14 protein-coding genes and 1 other annotated feature are annotated in these 15,585 nt (G+C 38.2%); of the genes, 13 read left to right on the top strand and 1 reads right to left on the bottom strand.

Annotation, left to right across the window (positions count from 1 at the left end):
* Positions 1-2 precede the first annotated feature (2 nt).
* The 5 genes from hemD to ysxE all read left to right on the top strand — a co-directional run bounded on the left by hemD (position 3) and on the right by ysxE (position 5,389).
* Positions 3-761 carry a uroporphyrinogen-III synthase gene (hemD, locus tag AC1DIT_RS01735; protein ID WP_016116493.1) on the top strand — a complete coding sequence of 253 codons (759 nt, stop codon included), beginning with the start codon at positions 3-5 and terminating at the stop codon, positions 759-761.
* 31 nt (positions 762-792) lie between these two features.
* Positions 793-1,782 (top strand): porphobilinogen synthase, encoded by a 990-nt coding sequence (hemB, locus tag AC1DIT_RS01730; protein WP_476998028.1) that lies wholly within the window; start codon positions 793-795, stop codon positions 1,780-1,782.
* The gene (gene hemL / locus AC1DIT_RS01725) at positions 1,782-3,071 is read left to right on the top strand and encodes a glutamate-1-semialdehyde 2,1-aminomutase (protein ID WP_016116491.1); all 1,290 of its coding nucleotides are present in this window, start codon (positions 1,782-1,784) and stop codon (positions 3,069-3,071) included. Before hemB ends, hemL begins: the two co-directional genes overlap by 1 nt.
* Before the next feature lie 182 nt (positions 3,072-3,253).
* A complete protein-coding gene (gene spoVID, locus AC1DIT_RS01720) occupies positions 3,254-4,285 on the top strand; it encodes a stage VI sporulation protein D (RefSeq protein ID WP_098116748.1) in 1,032 nt (343 codons plus the stop codon).
* Positions 4,286-4,363: 78 nt separating this feature from the next.
* Complete coding sequence (gene ysxE / locus AC1DIT_RS01715; RefSeq protein ID WP_016133270.1) at positions 4,364-5,389, top strand: spore coat protein YsxE; 1,026 nt, start codon at positions 4,364-4,366, stop codon at positions 5,387-5,389.
* A gap of 27 nt (positions 5,390-5,416) precedes the next feature.
* Here the strand turns inward: ysxE and AC1DIT_RS01710 are convergent, their stop codons facing one another.
* The gene (locus AC1DIT_RS01710; RefSeq protein WP_018764391.1) at positions 5,417-5,611 is read right to left on the bottom strand and encodes a hypothetical protein; all 195 of its coding nucleotides are present in this window, start codon (positions 5,609-5,611) and stop codon (positions 5,417-5,419) included.
* 278 nt (positions 5,612-5,889) lie between these two features.
* Positions 5,890-6,121: a binding site (T-box leader), on the top strand.
* 37 nt (positions 6,122-6,158) lie between these two features.
* On the opposite strand from AC1DIT_RS01710, the gene AC1DIT_RS01705 reads away from it, so the two are divergent.
* From AC1DIT_RS01705 to mreD, 8 genes are all read left to right on the top strand, one after another.
* Entirely contained in the window at positions 6,159-8,804 is a 2,646-nt protein-coding gene (locus AC1DIT_RS01705; RefSeq protein ID WP_016116488.1) for a valine--tRNA ligase, read from the top strand.
* A gap of 115 nt (positions 8,805-8,919) precedes the next feature.
* Positions 8,920-10,221 carry a bifunctional folylpolyglutamate synthase/dihydrofolate synthase gene (locus AC1DIT_RS01700; RefSeq protein ID WP_016116487.1) on the top strand — a complete coding sequence of 434 codons (1,302 nt, stop codon included), beginning with the start codon at positions 8,920-8,922 and terminating at the stop codon, positions 10,219-10,221.
* A gap of 322 nt (positions 10,222-10,543) precedes the next feature.
* A complete protein-coding gene (locus AC1DIT_RS01695; RefSeq protein ID WP_016116486.1) occupies positions 10,544-11,503 on the top strand; it encodes a hypothetical protein in 960 nt (319 codons plus the stop codon).
* A 198-nt stretch (positions 11,504-11,701) separates the two neighbouring features.
* Positions 11,702-12,277: a Maf family protein gene (locus AC1DIT_RS01690; RefSeq protein WP_016116485.1), complete on the top strand. Its 576-nt coding sequence runs from the start codon at positions 11,702-11,704 to the stop codon at positions 12,275-12,277.
* A gap of 47 nt (positions 12,278-12,324) precedes the next feature.
* Positions 12,325-13,002 carry a RadC family protein gene (gene radC, locus AC1DIT_RS01685; protein ID WP_003200830.1) on the top strand — a complete coding sequence of 226 codons (678 nt, stop codon included), beginning with the start codon at positions 12,325-12,327 and terminating at the stop codon, positions 13,000-13,002.
* A gap of 159 nt (positions 13,003-13,161) precedes the next feature.
* The gene (mreB, locus tag AC1DIT_RS01680; protein ID WP_003200832.1) at positions 13,162-14,178 is read left to right on the top strand and encodes a cell shape-determining protein MreB; all 1,017 of its coding nucleotides are present in this window, start codon (positions 13,162-13,164) and stop codon (positions 14,176-14,178) included.
* 41 nt (positions 14,179-14,219) lie between these two features.
* Positions 14,220-15,074, top strand: coding sequence for a rod shape-determining protein MreC (mreC, locus tag AC1DIT_RS01675; protein WP_016116484.1), 855 nt, complete (start codon positions 14,220-14,222; stop codon positions 15,072-15,074).
* Positions 15,075-15,086: 12 nt separating this feature from the next.
* A partial coding sequence (mreD, locus tag AC1DIT_RS01670; protein ID WP_476998027.1) for a rod shape-determining protein MreD occupies positions 15,087-15,585 on the top strand: 499 nt, incomplete at its 3' end.

The raw sequence follows: 15,585 nt of genomic DNA, 5'->3' as shown, positions 1-15,585 counted from the left end.
TCATGGATGCTCTTGCTGGCAAAACAGTACTGATTACGCGTGCCCAGCATCAAGCAAAACAAATGAGTGCAGCGGTGAAAAAGCAGGGCGGAATTCCATTGGAAATTCCGCTTTTGCATATAGAAGGTGTATCCCAGCAGGAATTTCAAGGTATATCTCAGCAGCTTCACACATATGACTGGGTTATTTTTACGAGTAAAAATGGTGTGAGTTTTTTTTTAGATGGTTTGTGTCAGGGAATACCCCCTACTGTTCGCATTGCTGCAGTAGGGGTGAAAACAGGGCAAGAATTAGAAAAGCGAGGTTATGAGGTTCATTTTGTCCCAAAGACTTTTGTCGCGGAAGCTTTCGTTTTAGAATTTGTAAGAGAGTTAAACGGGACAGAACGCATTTTATTTCCTAAAGGGAATTTAGCTAGAGATATTATTCCAAATAAACTCCGTAATCTTGATGTGTTTTTAGAAGAATTTGTTGTGTATGAAACGAAAACAAATCATGAGAAGCAGTCAGACCTTATCGCAGCTCTAGAGTCAGGTAAGGTAGATGTTGTTACATTTACGAGTCCCTCTACCGTTACAAGCTTTGTGAAATTACTTGAGGGCACAAACTGGAGAGAATGGACAAAAAAATGTACAATTGCTTGTATAGGACCGATAACAGAGCAAGAGGCAAGGCGTTATTTTGCCGATGTAATCGTTCCAAAAGAATATACAGTAGAAGCGTTAATACAGTGCATTTCAAAATATAATCAAAATGCATAGTCTAAATAAAAAGAATGGGAGATAGAAATCTATGAATTCTTTACAATTTAATCGTCATCGTCGTTTAAGACAAAGCGAAAATATGCGTGCGCTTGTACGTGAAACATTTTTACATACAGAAGATTTTATTTATCCTATTTTTGTATTAGAAGGAGAGAATGTTMGTAACGAAGTTCCTTCTATGCCGGATGTATATCAAATTTCTTTAGATCTTCTGCAAGCTGAAATGCAAGAAGTGGTAGATTTAGGTATTCGTTCTGTTATCGTATTTGGTTTGCCTGCTGAAAAAGATGAAGTTGGATCTTCTGCATTTTGTGAACACGGCATTGTACAACGTGCGATCAAACAAATTAAAGAACAGTTTCCAGAGTTAGTAGTAGTGGCGGATACATGTTTATGCCAATATACAAGCCATGGGCATTGCGGGGTTATTGAGGATGGAATCATTTTAAATGATGAATCACTTGAAGTTCTTGCAAAAACAGCAGTGAGCCAAGCAAAAGCAGGAGCAGATATTATCGCACCATCTAACATGATGGATGGATTTGTAACGGCGATTCGCCATGCGTTAGATGAGAACGGTTTTGCACACGTACCGGTTATGTCATACGCTGTGAAATACTCGTCTGCATTTTACGGTCCATTCCGCGATGCTGCGCACGGTGCACCGCAATTTGGTGATCGTAAAACGTATCAAATGGATCCAGCAAACCGTATGGAAGCATTCCGTGAGGCTGAATCAGATGTAATGGAAGGAGCGGATTTCTTAATTGTAAAACCGGCCCTTTCTTACTTAGATATCATTCGCGATGTGAAAAACAATTTCAATTTACCAATCGTAGCTTATAATGTGAGCGGAGAATACTCAATGATTAAAGCGGCAGCGCAAAATGGTTGGATTAATGAAAAAGAGATTGTACTTGAGAAACTATTAAGCATGAAACGTGCAGGAGCAGATTTAATTATTACGTATCATGCGAAAGACGCAGCACGATGGTTACAAGAAGGAGGGATACAATAATGAAAAAGTTTGATAAATCGATTGAAGCATTTGAAACAGCGCAAGATTTAATGCCTGGCGGCGTAAATAGTCCAGTTCGTGCATTTAAGTCCGTTGGTATGAATCCGCTTTTTATGGAGCGCGGAAAAGGCTCTAAAGTGTATGATATTGACGGGAACGAATATATCGACTACGTATTATCATGGGGACCGCTTATTCACGGACATGCAAATGAACGTGTTGTGGAATCATTAAAAGCTGTTGCTGAAAAAGGAACGAGCTTTGGTGCGCCAACAGAGATTGAAAATAAATTAGCGCAGCTTGTAATTGAGCGTGTGCCATCGATTGAAATTGTACGTATGGTAAATTCAGGAACAGAAGCGACGATGAGTGCCCTTCGTCTAGCGCGTGGTTATACAGGTCGTAATAAAATTTTGAAATTTATTGGTTGTTACCATGGTCATGGTGATTCGCTATTAATTAAAGCAGGTTCAGGTGTTGCGACGCTTGGTTTACCAGATAGCCCAGGTGTACCTGAAGGTGTAGCGAAAAATACGATTACAGTAGCGTATAACGATTTGGAGAGCGTAAAATATGCGTTCGAGCAATTCGGTGACGATATTGCTTGTGTTATCGTAGAGCCAGTGGCAGGAAATATGGGAGTAGTTCCACCACAACAAGGATTTTTAGAAGGACTTCGTGAAGTGACAGAGCAAAGTGGTGCATTGCTTATTTTTGATGAAGTGATGACAGGATTCCGCGTTGCTTACAACTGTGGACAAGGTTATTACGGTGTAACACCTGATTTAACTTGTTTAGGAAAAGTAATCGGTGGCGGCCTACCAGTAGGAGCATACGGTGGTAAAGCGGAAATTATGCGCCAAGTTGCACCGAGCGGACCGATTTACCAAGCAGGTACATTATCTGGTAATCCTTTAGCAATGACTGCAGGTTATGAAACATTAGTACAATTAACGCCAGAGTGTTATCAAGAGTTTGAGCGTAAAGCTGAAATGTTAGAAAATGGCCTGCGTAAAGCTGCTGAAAAATACGGTATTCCGCATCATATAAACCGCGCAGGTTCAATGATTGGTATATTCTTCACGAATGAACCAGTTATTAACTACGATGCAGCAAAAACGTCTAACTTAGAGTTTTTCGCAGCTTACTATCGTGAAATGGTAGAGCAAGGTGTATTCTTACCACCTTCTCAATTTGAAGGATTATTCTTATCAACAGCACATAGTGATGCAGATATTGAAGCGACAATTGCAGCGGCAGAAATTGCGATGTCGAAATTAAAAGCGTAAATAAAAAGGTTGCCGGGGATCGTCCTGGCAACCTTTTTTATTAATGACTAGAGATCATGTCGCATATTGTCGGAACGCCGATATATTTTAAAAAGCGTCGATATATGAAAAATGAATAGGAAGATCACATGTGCAGTTTGATTTTTTACTCATAAAATGATTCCCAGACACATAAACCTGTAATGACATACAGTTTGGGAGGGGGAAAAGAAGTGGCAACAGATCATTCATTACGTTTTTCATTAAAAGAATCGGTTTGGTTCCAAAAAGGACAGGAAGTCGAAGAACTTTTGTCAATTTCGTTAGATCCAGACGTTGAGATAGAAGAGCTTGAATGCGAAGTAATTGTGAGAGGTCAATTGGATTTAACGGGAGAATATGTTGCAAGACAAGATGATTCTGCTTTTTCATTACGAGATTTATCTCCGGCGAAGTCCATTGATTATGTAGAAACGCGAGAAGATGGTGTAAACGAACTTGTACACTCTTTTCCGTTAGAAATTTCGATTCCACGAAACCGAGTGAAACAAGTTGAAGAATTGTATGTTTCCATTGAGGAATTTGATTATGAATTAAAGGAAAATGGTTGTTTACAGCTATTAGCGGATATATCGATATCTGGATTATGTGAGGATGAGAGAATACAGAATGAAGTGCAAGAGGAAGAGATAGAGAATGTGGAAGTTGATAGAACCGAGGAAATAAAAGCGGTGGATGAGGATACATTGCCGGTAGAAGTGGAAGAAGTAACAGTTCATACAGAATCAAACGGATGGGAAGATTATGCATTTGAGCCTTTCCAATTAGAGGAGCGCAAAGAACAAGAATTAGAAGAAGAGGTAGAAGATCTAGAAGAACATAAAGAGGAAGAACGAGAAGAGGAAGCAAAAGAAACTACACCACAGTTTGAATTCTTTGGCCGGAAGGATTTTCAGAAAAAGAAGGAAAAGGAATTACAGGAAGAAGCAGAAACGGCATACTCACAACGGGATGAAAATGCATTATATTTAACAAAATTGTTTACGAAAGAGCCGGAAGAAGAATTTACGAAATTACGTATGTATTTTGTGCAAGAAGGGGATACAATTGAATCGGTTGCAGATCGATATGAAACGTCTGTCCAGCATTTACATCGTGTGAATCAAACAGATGATGTGTATTTAACTGCAGGGCAAATTATATATATACCTGTGTCAAAAGCGAAGACAAAGTGAGTGGAGAATTTTCTCCACTCATCTCTTTTCTTTTACTATAGTTTATCTTACGTTTTTGAATGAGAAAGGATCATTCGTATGGATATAGAATTGCGAGATCGTTATGCGCCGATCGTACAGCGGTATCAATTGGATGCCCACCATATGGAAGAGCACGGGAGTGTAATAAAAATTTATACGAATCAAGGTCCATATGCATTGAAAAAATTACCATCCCATCGATTGAAGCGAAATAATTTAATGTATCATGTTCAATTTTTACGTGAAAAGGGATTTACACATTGTGTACCGATTTACCATGCGACWGATGGAAATCATATTTTGAGTGACGAAACATATAGTTATTATTTAATGCCTTGGCTTGAGCGAGCAGAAGGGAACGGAGAGGACAATGATCAATATCATAAAATGTTTCAGACGCTAGCGCTGCTTCATCAAAGGACGGTAAAAGAAGAAACGTATACTGAAGAAGCGTTAGAGGAGCATTATACAAATGTCTCTGATCGTTGGGAGAAAGATGGAGAATTCTTAGAGCAATTCCTCGTAGAGTCTGAGGCGAAATGGTATATGTCGCCGTTTGAATTGCAGTATTGTACGTATTTTCATCATGTGATGAGGGCACGTGAATTTGCAACGAAACAGCTTTCGGAGTGGCATGAAACGATGAAAGAAAAAGAAAAAACACGAGTTTCTTTTATCCATGGCAATGTATCGATGAATCATTTTTTATTCGATTACGAACGGAACGGTTATTTTATTAGTTTAGAAAGATCTCAATTTGCAACACCAGTTCAAGATCTTGTTCGCTTTTATTCCCGCTCATTGAACACATATCCAATTGCGAGAAGCGATCGCTTTGAATGGTATCAGGTGTATCAAAAGAATTTTCCGTTTACGAAAGAAGAACAACTCCTTATGTTTGCGTATCTAACATATCCGTCCCCATTTATTCGACAAATCCAATCTTATACAAGCAAACAGCAGGGCCGTAGTGAAAAGCAAGAACTTCAAGGTGTGAAAATGTTACAACAAGCGCATTGGCTTGTAAGTAATATAGAATATTTTATTTCACAATTACAAGCAGCGCAGCAAGGGAATGAGTAACAGCCGTAGTCTCAAGTGTCCTTGAGGCTACGGCTGAAAATGCAAGCGAATCGTTGCTACAACAAAGATGATAAGGATGATGAAGTCTAAGAAAGTTGGAAGTAGTAATGTACGAATCCCTTGGAAAATCGTAAGGGGAATTGCAAAATCAGCAAACATCGTTTGTAAATTTCTAACCCATGAAGGGGCCGAGAAATTGTAGGTGCGTCGGTATCGTCGCATAATCATTCCTCCGTATAGAAAGGCTATTGCTGCACATGAACCTTAAAAGATGAAAGGGTAATATTACAGTATGCGGGGTAAGTACCTAAGGTGCTTGTGCTGCATACTTTCATTTTCCGTGTATATATTACAGAAAAATTAGTTAAGCTGATTGGTAATTGTATGTTGTTTTTATCAAAATAGAATTTATTAATTGTAGAAACTTGCTGAAAAATATTTTTATCTTGACGAATATGGTTTCGTTTTTTACACTATTGTATATAATAAATAACAATTATATAAATGCGTTGAAGGGGAAGAGTATAACATTAAACGTCTGCAGAGAGGAGAATTATTAGCTGTGAGATTCTCTAGATAGTCATGTTAGAAGGTAGCTCTGGAGCATCTTTTCTGAACGGAGTCATTCTCATTAGGAAAAGACGGATTTGTCCGTTATCAAATTAAGAGTATAAGCAAATTTTGAATTTGTTTGTAAATAAAGGTGGTACCACGATGTCCCTCGTCCTTTTTGGATGAGGGGCATTTTTTATTTTAAGGAGGGAAAATAATGTCAAATACGGAAAAGAATTTACCGACTAAATATGATCATATGTCCGTTGAAGAAGGTCTTTATAAATGGTGGCTAGACGGCAAATATTTCGAAGCAAAAGGAGATGCGGAAAAGCAGCCGTATACAATTGTAATCCCGCCTCCAAACGTAACAGGTAAACTGCACTTAGGGCACGCCTGGGATACGACGCTTCAAGATATTTTAACGCGTACAAAGCGTATGCAAGGTTACGATGTATTATGGCTTCCAGGAATGGACCATGCTGGTATCGCAACGCAGGCAAAAGTAGAAGGAAAACTTCGTGAAGAAGGTATTTCACGTTACGATCTTGGCCGTGAGAAATTCCTTGAGAAAGCATGGGAATGGAAAGAAGAATATGCTTCTCACATTCGTCAGCAATGGGGAAAAGTTGGTTTAGGATTAGATTACTCTCGTGAGCGCTTTACATTAGACGAAGGTTTATCTGATGCGGTTAATAAAGTATTCGTTCAATTATACGAAAAAGGTTTAATTTACCGCGGTGAATATATCATTAACTGGGATCCAGCAACACGCACAGCTCTTTCTGATATTGAAGTAATTCATAAAGAGATTCAAGGTGCATTCTACCATATGAACTACCCATTAACAGATGGATCTGGTCACATTCGACTTGCGACAACTCGTCCAGAAACAATGCTTGGCGATACAGCAGTAGCAGTTCATCCAGAAGATGATCGTTACAAGCATTTAATCGGAAAAACAGTTACACTTCCAATCGTAGGCCGTGAAATTCCGATTATTGCTGATGAGTACGTAGAAAAGGATTTCGGAACAGGCGTTGTGAAAATTACACCAGCTCACGATCCGAATGACTTTGAAGTAGGTAACCGTCATGACTTACCTCGTATTTTAGTAATGAACGAAGATGGAACGATGAACGAAAAAGCTGGTAAGTATAACGGTATGGATCGTTTCGAATGCCGTAAAGAGTTAGTAAAAGACTTACAAGATACTGGCGTATTAGTAGAAATCGAGCCTCATATGCATTCGGTAGGACATAGTGAGCGTAGCGGTGCAGTTGTTGAGCCTTACTTATCAACACAATGGTTCGTAAAAATGGGACCACTTGCAGAAAAGGCAGTAGAACTTCAACAAAAAGAAGAAGAAAAAGTAACGTTCGTACCAGAACGTTTCGAGAACACATACTTACGCTGGATGGAAAACATTCACGACTGGTGTATTTCTCGTCAATTATGGTGGGGACACCGCATTCCAGCTTGGTATCATAAAGAAACTGGTGAAGTATACGTAGGTACGGAAGCACCAGCAGATATTGAAAACTGGAATCAAGATAACGACGTACTTGATACATGGTTTAGCTCAGCGTTATGGCCATTCTCAACACTTGGTTGGCCGAATGAAGATGCAGAAGACTTCAAACGTTACTATTCAACAGATGCTCTAGTAACGGGTTATGATATCATCTTCTTCTGGGTATCTCGTATGATTTTCCAAGGTTTAGAGTTTACAGGAGAGCGCCCATTTAAAGACGTATTAATTCACGGTTTAGTTCGTGATGAGCAAGGACGTAAAATGAGTAAATCTCTTGGTAACGGTATTGACCCAATGGATGTTATTGATAAGTACGGTGCAGATGCAATGCGCTTCTTCTTATCAACAGGAAGTGCACCAGGACAAGATTTACGCTTCAGCATGGAGAAAGTAGAATCTACTTGGAACTTCATTAATAAAATTTGGAATGCATCTCGTTTCGTATTAATGAACATGGATGACATGAAATATGAAGATATCGATTTAACTGGCGAAAAATCAGTTGCAGATAAGTGGATTTTAACTCGCTTAAATGAAACAATTGAAAGTGTAACACGTAACATGGATAAATATGAGTTCGGTGAAGCTGGCCGTTCATTATACAACTTCATTTGGGATGATTTCTGTGATTGGTATATTGAAATGGCGAAACTTCCATTATACGGTGAAGATGAAGTGGCTAAGAAAACAACTCGTTCAATTCTAGCATACGTACTAGACCAAACGATGCGTCTACTACACCCATTCATGCCATTCGTAACAGAGAAGATTTGGCAACACTTACCGCATGAAGGTGAATCTATTACAGTAGCAGCATGGCCGGCAGCTCGCGAAGATTTACAAGATAAAGAAGCGGCAGCAGAAATGCACCTTCTAGTTGATATCATTCGCTCTGTTCGAAACATTCGTGCTGAAGTAAATACGCCAATGAGCAAAAAAGTTCAAATGCAAATTAAAGCAAAAGACGAAGCAGTACTAGCACAGCTTATGAAAAACAGCTCTTACATTGAGCGTTTCTGTAATCCAAGTGAATTAACAATTAAGACTGATTTACAAGCGCCAGAAAAAGCGATGACTGCAATCGTATCAGGTGCAGAGTTATTCTTACCGTTAGCTGATCTTATCAATCTTGATGAAGAGAAAGCGCGTCTTGAAAAAGAACTTGAGAAGTTCGATAAAGAAGTAGAACGTGTACAGAAGAAACTTGCAAACCAAGGTTTCGTAGCAAAAGCTCCAGCGGCAGTTATTGAAGGAGAGCGTGCAAAAGAGCAAGATTATCTAGAAAAACGCGAAGCAGTTCGTCAACGTCTAGCTGATCTTCAAAAATAAAGTCATTCGAAAGAGACTCGCCATATTGGTGAGTCTCTTTTATTTGCGTATAATAGAGCTAGGATAATTCTTTGTTTTAGTTCTTTTTTATTGATTTGAAAGGGGAATGGCAAGCGTGGTACATACATACGAAGAAGCGATAGGTTGGATTCATAGCCGATTAAAGTTTGGAATTAAACCAGGATTAGAGAGAATGCAGTGGATGCTAGGGGAGCTTGGAAATCCTGAGCGTCACATAAAATGCGTTCATCTTGCAGGAACAAATGGAAAAGGTTCAACTTTAACATATATGCGTTATATGCTAGAGGCGGGAAAATATAAAGTTGGTACATTTACGTCTCCATACATTGAAACATTTAATGAGCGAATTAGTGTTAACGGTACACCGATTGCAGATAAAGAAATTACTGAGCTTGTAAATATGGTAAAACCGGTTGTTGAAAAATTAGATGAAACAGATTTAGGAGAAGCAACGGAGTTTGAAATTATTACAGTAATGGCAATCTGCTATTTTGGTAAAATAAACTTCTGTGACATCGTCTTGTTTGAAACAGGACTTGGTGGTCGTTTTGATTCTACAAATGTAGTTCATCCAGTTCTTACAATAATTACAAATATCGGCCATGATCATATGCATATTTTAGGGAATACATTAGCTAAAATTGCATATGAAAAAGCAGGAATTATTAAATCAGGAGTTCCTGTTATTACTGGTGTGCAGGATGAAGAAGCACTTGAGGTTATCAAAAAGGTTGCTCAGGAAAAGAATGCAAATCTTTATGAGTTTGGAAAGCAATTTACAGCTGTTCATCAGCGTTCCGATGAAGATGGAGAGCATTTTGATTTTTCTTGCCCGTTTGCTTCATTTGAGGAAGTTCAGATTTCGATGAAAGGAAGTCATCAAGTCGGAAATGCGGCATTGGCGTTGATGGGGATTATGTATCTTAAAACATACCTATCATTCTTAATGGAGGAAGAGCATATTGGCGTAGGATTAAGTGAAGCATATTGGATTGGCCGATTTGAACGACTGCAAAGCAATCCGGACGTAATTATAGATGGCGCTCATAATCCAGAAGGAATTGCAAGCCTTGTGAAAACAGTAAAGGCTCATTATAACGATAAAAACATCCTTGTTTTATTTACCGCTTTAGGTGATAAACAGCTAGACAATATGGTAGGGAAATTAGAAACAATTGCAGATGAAATGATTTTTACAACATTCACATTTGATCGTGCGATTTCTGCTGAGGAGCTTGCAGCCTACTCGCGTAAGGAAACAAAACAAGTTTTTGAGAATTGGAAAGAAGCTATTGATGCGAAAATGAACAACCTCCAAGAAAATGATGTTTTCATCATAACAGGCTCTCTTTACTTCATTTCAGAAGTTCGAAAATACATTCGTGAAAAAAACTAGGACAGCAACTTGCTGCCCTAGTTTTTTGTTCTACAAATGAAGTCAAATGCATACATATAAAGTGAAATTTCCATCAGTGAAGGTTTTTTTATTTCCCACTGATGGTTAGCCTTCACCAATCGGGCTTTTAGGGGCAGTTTATCCCCTAGCAACCTTCATAATTTTTATCCGCAATTTTGAGGTAGGGAATAGTACTGCCCATTAATGCGGGATAAGATAACTATATGGGAAAATTTGACGAATCCCTCCGACAGATATCTCGTTTTTTTGTGAAGTGAATATGATATGATGCGGACAATGATAAGAGGTGAGGTGTGAGGGTATGGACAAGCAATCACGAACAATCTCGGTTAAAGTAAACGGAACGGAAGCAAAGTATGAAGAAAAGCAGAAAGAAAAGGAAGAATTTGATTGGATGGTAGTTGATAGTGAAACGTCGCAAAATGTAGTGCCCTTTCAAAAAAACAAGTTACCATCTATCCGGCAGCACCGAAAAAAATGGAATAATGTGCTTGTTTTTACAGTTGCTACTGCGGTTATCATTGGCACAGTGTTAGGGATGGGAATGCTTCACTTGTTAACGGGACAAGGTACAGTTCGGGAAACTACGATAACAAGTGGAGAAAAGAATAATGGAGCAGAGCAAAAAGAAGTAACAGCTGGAGAGAAAAAAGAAGAAAAACAAAAGGTGGGGAATGCAGCTGCTTTAGAACCAATCACTTTATATTTCGTTCAGGGAGGTCTCTATTCTTCTGAAGAAAAAGGACAGGCAGCCACTCAGGAATGGAAAGACAATGGGGGCATAGCAGCGATTAAACCGACTGATGATAAATATTCACTTGTAGTTGGAATTGCTAGTGATGAAGAATCGCTAGATAAATTAATCGGACAATATAAGAAAGATGGCGTATCAGTTTTGAAAAAGAAATGGGAAATTACAGATCGGGCATTGCTGAAAAGCGATAAAGAGTCTGGTCCATTGTTAAGTAAGTTGCAACCCTTATACGTCCATTTTGTAAAATACTCGACTAGTATACAACCTGGAAGTAAAAGTAATTCAAAAGAAATAGAAGCGATTGAAAAGGAATGGAGGGCAATTGAAAAAGAGGGGAAATCAATTAAGCGTGAGGATGTAAAAAAAATATATACGTATGCATCAGTAGCTGTGCAAACAATAAAAGAGGGAAAGACTGATAAAGAAGCAGTAGCTAAATTGAATCAAGTTATCATGGATGGTTTGCTTTCTTATGAAAAAGTGGTTTCGCAAAAAGCAAAAGAGTAGGATAATGAAATAAGAGGGAAGAAGTATGCATACTTCTTTCTTTTCTTTTGAATTATATAGCTATAGAAATGTTTTCACCTTATAGTGAGAAAACATCATTTCTTAAAAAGAAAATGATGTTTTTGCAATTTGTAGGAAAGGTATTCGTTTGATACGATCAAGCTATATTTTTCTGCTTTATGTAAGAAAGGAGCATATATGAAAAAACTTATTTTAGCATCTGGGTCACCGCGCCGGAAGGAATTACTTGAACTAGCGGGTGTACCATTTGAAATTGTTGTGAGTGAAATAGAAGAAACAATCGGTGCGTATTCATCGCCCGCCGATATTGTGATGTCACTTGCTTTGCAAAAAGCGTCTGCTGTAGTAGAACATCACGAAGATAGTGTGGTATTAGGTGCAGATACAATTGTTACATATGAATCGCGTATTCTTGGAAAGCCTAAAGATGAAGCGGAAGCGAAAGAAATACTGCAGCTATTATCAGGAAAAACACATGAAGTATATACAGGCGTTGCGCTCATTTCAAAAGAAAAAACAGTAACTTTCTACGAACGTACAGAAGTTATGTTTTGGGAGTTAACAGAAGAAGAGATTGATGCGTATATTGCGACGAAAGAACCGCTTGATAAGGCTGGAAGTTACGGTATTCAAGGAAAAGGTTCTATCTTTGTTCAACATATTCAAGGAGATTACTACAGTGTAGTGGGATTACCAATTGCACGACTTGTTCGTGAATTAAAACAGTTCGATAATGATGCATCCCATGCGTAAAATTGCATGGGGTTTTCTTTGCGGAAAATTGAAAAAGGAGTGAAAATATGAACGGTATTCGTGATGTTTTGAAAGAAGAACAACCACGGGAGCGTTTATTAGTAGAAGGAGCAAGCAGTTTATCGAATCGGGAACTTCTCGCAGTGCTACTTAGAACTGGTTCTAAAGAAGAATCAGTTCTAACATTAGCGGATCAAATTTTATATCATTTTGACGGATTACGAATGTTAAAAGATGCTACAATAGAAGAGATGACGAGTATTCATGGTGTAGGAATAGCAAAGGCCTCTCAGTTAATCGCTGCTTTTGAACTAGGGAGAAGGATGGTGCGTTTAGAGTACCAAAATCGATATAGTATTCGGAGTCCAGAAGATTGCGCTAGTTATATGATGGAAGAGATGCGCTTTTTACAACAAGAGCACTTTGTCTGTTTATACTTGAATACGAAAAATCAAGTTATGCATCGGCAGACTGTGTTTATTGGGAGTTTAAATGCCTCAATTGTGCATCCTCGCGAGGTTTTCAAAGAAGCTTTTCGTCGCGCAGCAGCCTCTATTATATGTCTGCATAACCACCCTTCAGGAGATCCTACGCCGAGTCGGGAAGATATTGAAGTGACAAAACGATTGGTGGAATGTGGAAGGATCATTGGGATTGAAGTCCTTGATCACATTATTATAGGCGACCATAAATTTGTGAGTTTAAAAGAAAAAGGTCATATTTAAGACTATTCTTTTTACTTATTTTGTTTTATAATGTGATTTATGAGTTTTTTGTAGGCATTCGCTTACAATAAAAGATAGAAAATATAAAAACGTACTGTTTTATTATAAATATAAAGTAAGAAAATGAGTCCGTGAAAATGAGAAAGGAAGATAGATGATATGTTTGGATTTGGTGGTTTTACTCGTGATCTTGGAATTGATTTAGGAACAGCAAACACGCTTGTATACGTGAAAGGAAAAGGTGTAGTTTTACGTGAACCTTCAGTTGTAGCATTGCAAACAGATTCGAAACAAATCGTTGCAGTTGGTAGCGATGCAAAACAAATGATTGGTCGTACACCAGGAAACGTAGTGGCTCTTCGCCCTATGAAAGATGGTGTAATCGCTGATTATGAAACAACAGCGACAATGATGAAATACTATATTCAACAAGCGCAAAAATCAAATGGATTTTTCTCTCGTAAGCCTTATGTAATGGTATGTGTGCCATCTGGTATTACTGCTGTAGAAAGACGTGCAGTAATCGATGCAACTCGCCAAGCAGGTGCGCGTGATGCATATCCAATTGAAGAGCCATTTGCAGCAGCAATTGGTGCAAACTTACCTGTTTGGGAACCAACTGGTAGTATGGTTGTTGATATTGGCGGCGGAACAACAGAAGTTGCGATCATTTCTTTAGGCGGGATTGTAACAAGTCAATCTGTTCGTGTTGCTGGTGATGATATGGACGATTCAATCATTCAATACATTAAGAAAAGCTACAACTTAATGATCGGTGAAAGAACAGCAGAAGCATTAAAATTAGAAATCGGTTCTGCAGGCGAGCCAGAAGGTATTGAGCCAATGGAAATTCGTGGCCGTGATTTAGTAAGTGGTTTACCAAAAACAGTATTAATCAAGCCAGAAGAGATTGCAGATGCGTTAAAAGATACAGTAGATGCAATTGTAGAATCAGTGAAAAACACATTAGAAAAAACGCCACCTGAATTAGCAGCGGATATTATGGACCGTGGAATTGTATTAACAGGCGGCGGTGCATTACTTCGCAACTTGGACAAAGTAATTAGTGAAGAAACGAAAATGCCAGTTCTTGTTGCAGAAAATCCACTTGACTGTGTAGCAATTGGAACAGGTAAAGCTTTAGATAATATCGACCTTTTCAAAACTGCTCGATAATATTTCAAAATAAAAATCAATGAAATTAAGAGGGTGTGAACGTGCCACAGTTTTTCTTAAACAAAAGATTAATTGTTTTGCTAGTTAGTATTATTCTTCTCGTGGCATTGATTGGAATCTCATTGAAAGAACGAAAAAATCTAACATGGCCAGAGCAGTTTGTAAAAGATACTGTCGGTGTTGTAGAACGTGTATTCCAAAAGCCAGCGAATTATGTTGCCGGATTCTTTGAGAACGTAGAAGATGTAAAGCGCACGTATGAAGAAAATAAAACATTAAAAGAAAAATTAGATAAGTATGCGGAATTATCCGTGAAAGTAAAAGATTTAGAAAAAGATAATGCGAAGCTTCGTGAAACGATTGATAAAAAAGATTCTCTTCGTGACTATAAGCCAATCCAAGCTACAGTGATTGCACGCAATCCGGACAAGTGGTATGACTTAATCGGAATTGATAGAGGTGCACAGCAAGGAATCCAGAAGGATATGGCTGTTATGACTTCAAAAGGGTTAGTTGGACGAGTGAAAAGTGTGTCTCAATTTACATCAACTGTAGAATTATTGAGCTCACTGAATCGAACAAATCGTATTTCTGCTGTAGTAGAAGGGCAAGAGCGTATTTTTGGATTGATTGAAGGATACGACAAGGAAAAACAAACTCTTGTTTTCACAAAGATTCCATCTGATGTAAAAGTAGAAAAAGATCAAACGGTTGTAACATCAGGATTAAGTGATATTTTCCCAAAAGGATTAGTAATTGGGAAAATTGTAGATGTTGCACCAGATGAATATGGATTAACACAAACAGCTTACGTAAAACCTGCTGCGGATTTAAATGATGTAGACCATATTATGGTTACAAAAAGAGTTATGCCCTCAGCAGCGTTAGAACAGTAAGGGGGAGAAGATATGGCTATTTTGAAAAGAGCAATTCTTCCTCTGCTGCTTCTTTTTGTGTTTTTATTCGAAAATATGTTTTCTACTGTAGTTCCAACAGCATTGTTTTGGAAAGACAGTATTGCAGCTCCGCATTTCTTTATGATTGTGCTGTGTTTTATTACCGTTTATTTTAGTCCTTTACAAGGTATTTACTATGGGCTATTATTTGGTTTTTTATTTGATACTGTATATACAGAACTTGTTGGTGTATATATATTTGCTTATCCAATTTTGGCGTATCTTGTGTATAGTACGATGAGAGTATTGCAATTGAATTTATTTATTGTTTCTTTTATCGTATTAACGGGAATTGCAGCATTAGAGTATTATGTATATGGATTTTTAACGCTACTAGGACGTATTCATGTACCGGCGCATATCTTTTTCTCAGATCGTCTCCTTGCTACTTTATTGTTAAATGGAATTTTCTTATTACTAGTTTGTTTCCCACTGAGACGATATCTTGTGC

The organism is Bacillus sp. 05T22 (assembly GCF_056396765.1).
Note: the sequence above shows the minus strand (reverse complement) of the source record. Positions and strands in the feature narration are given on the sequence as shown.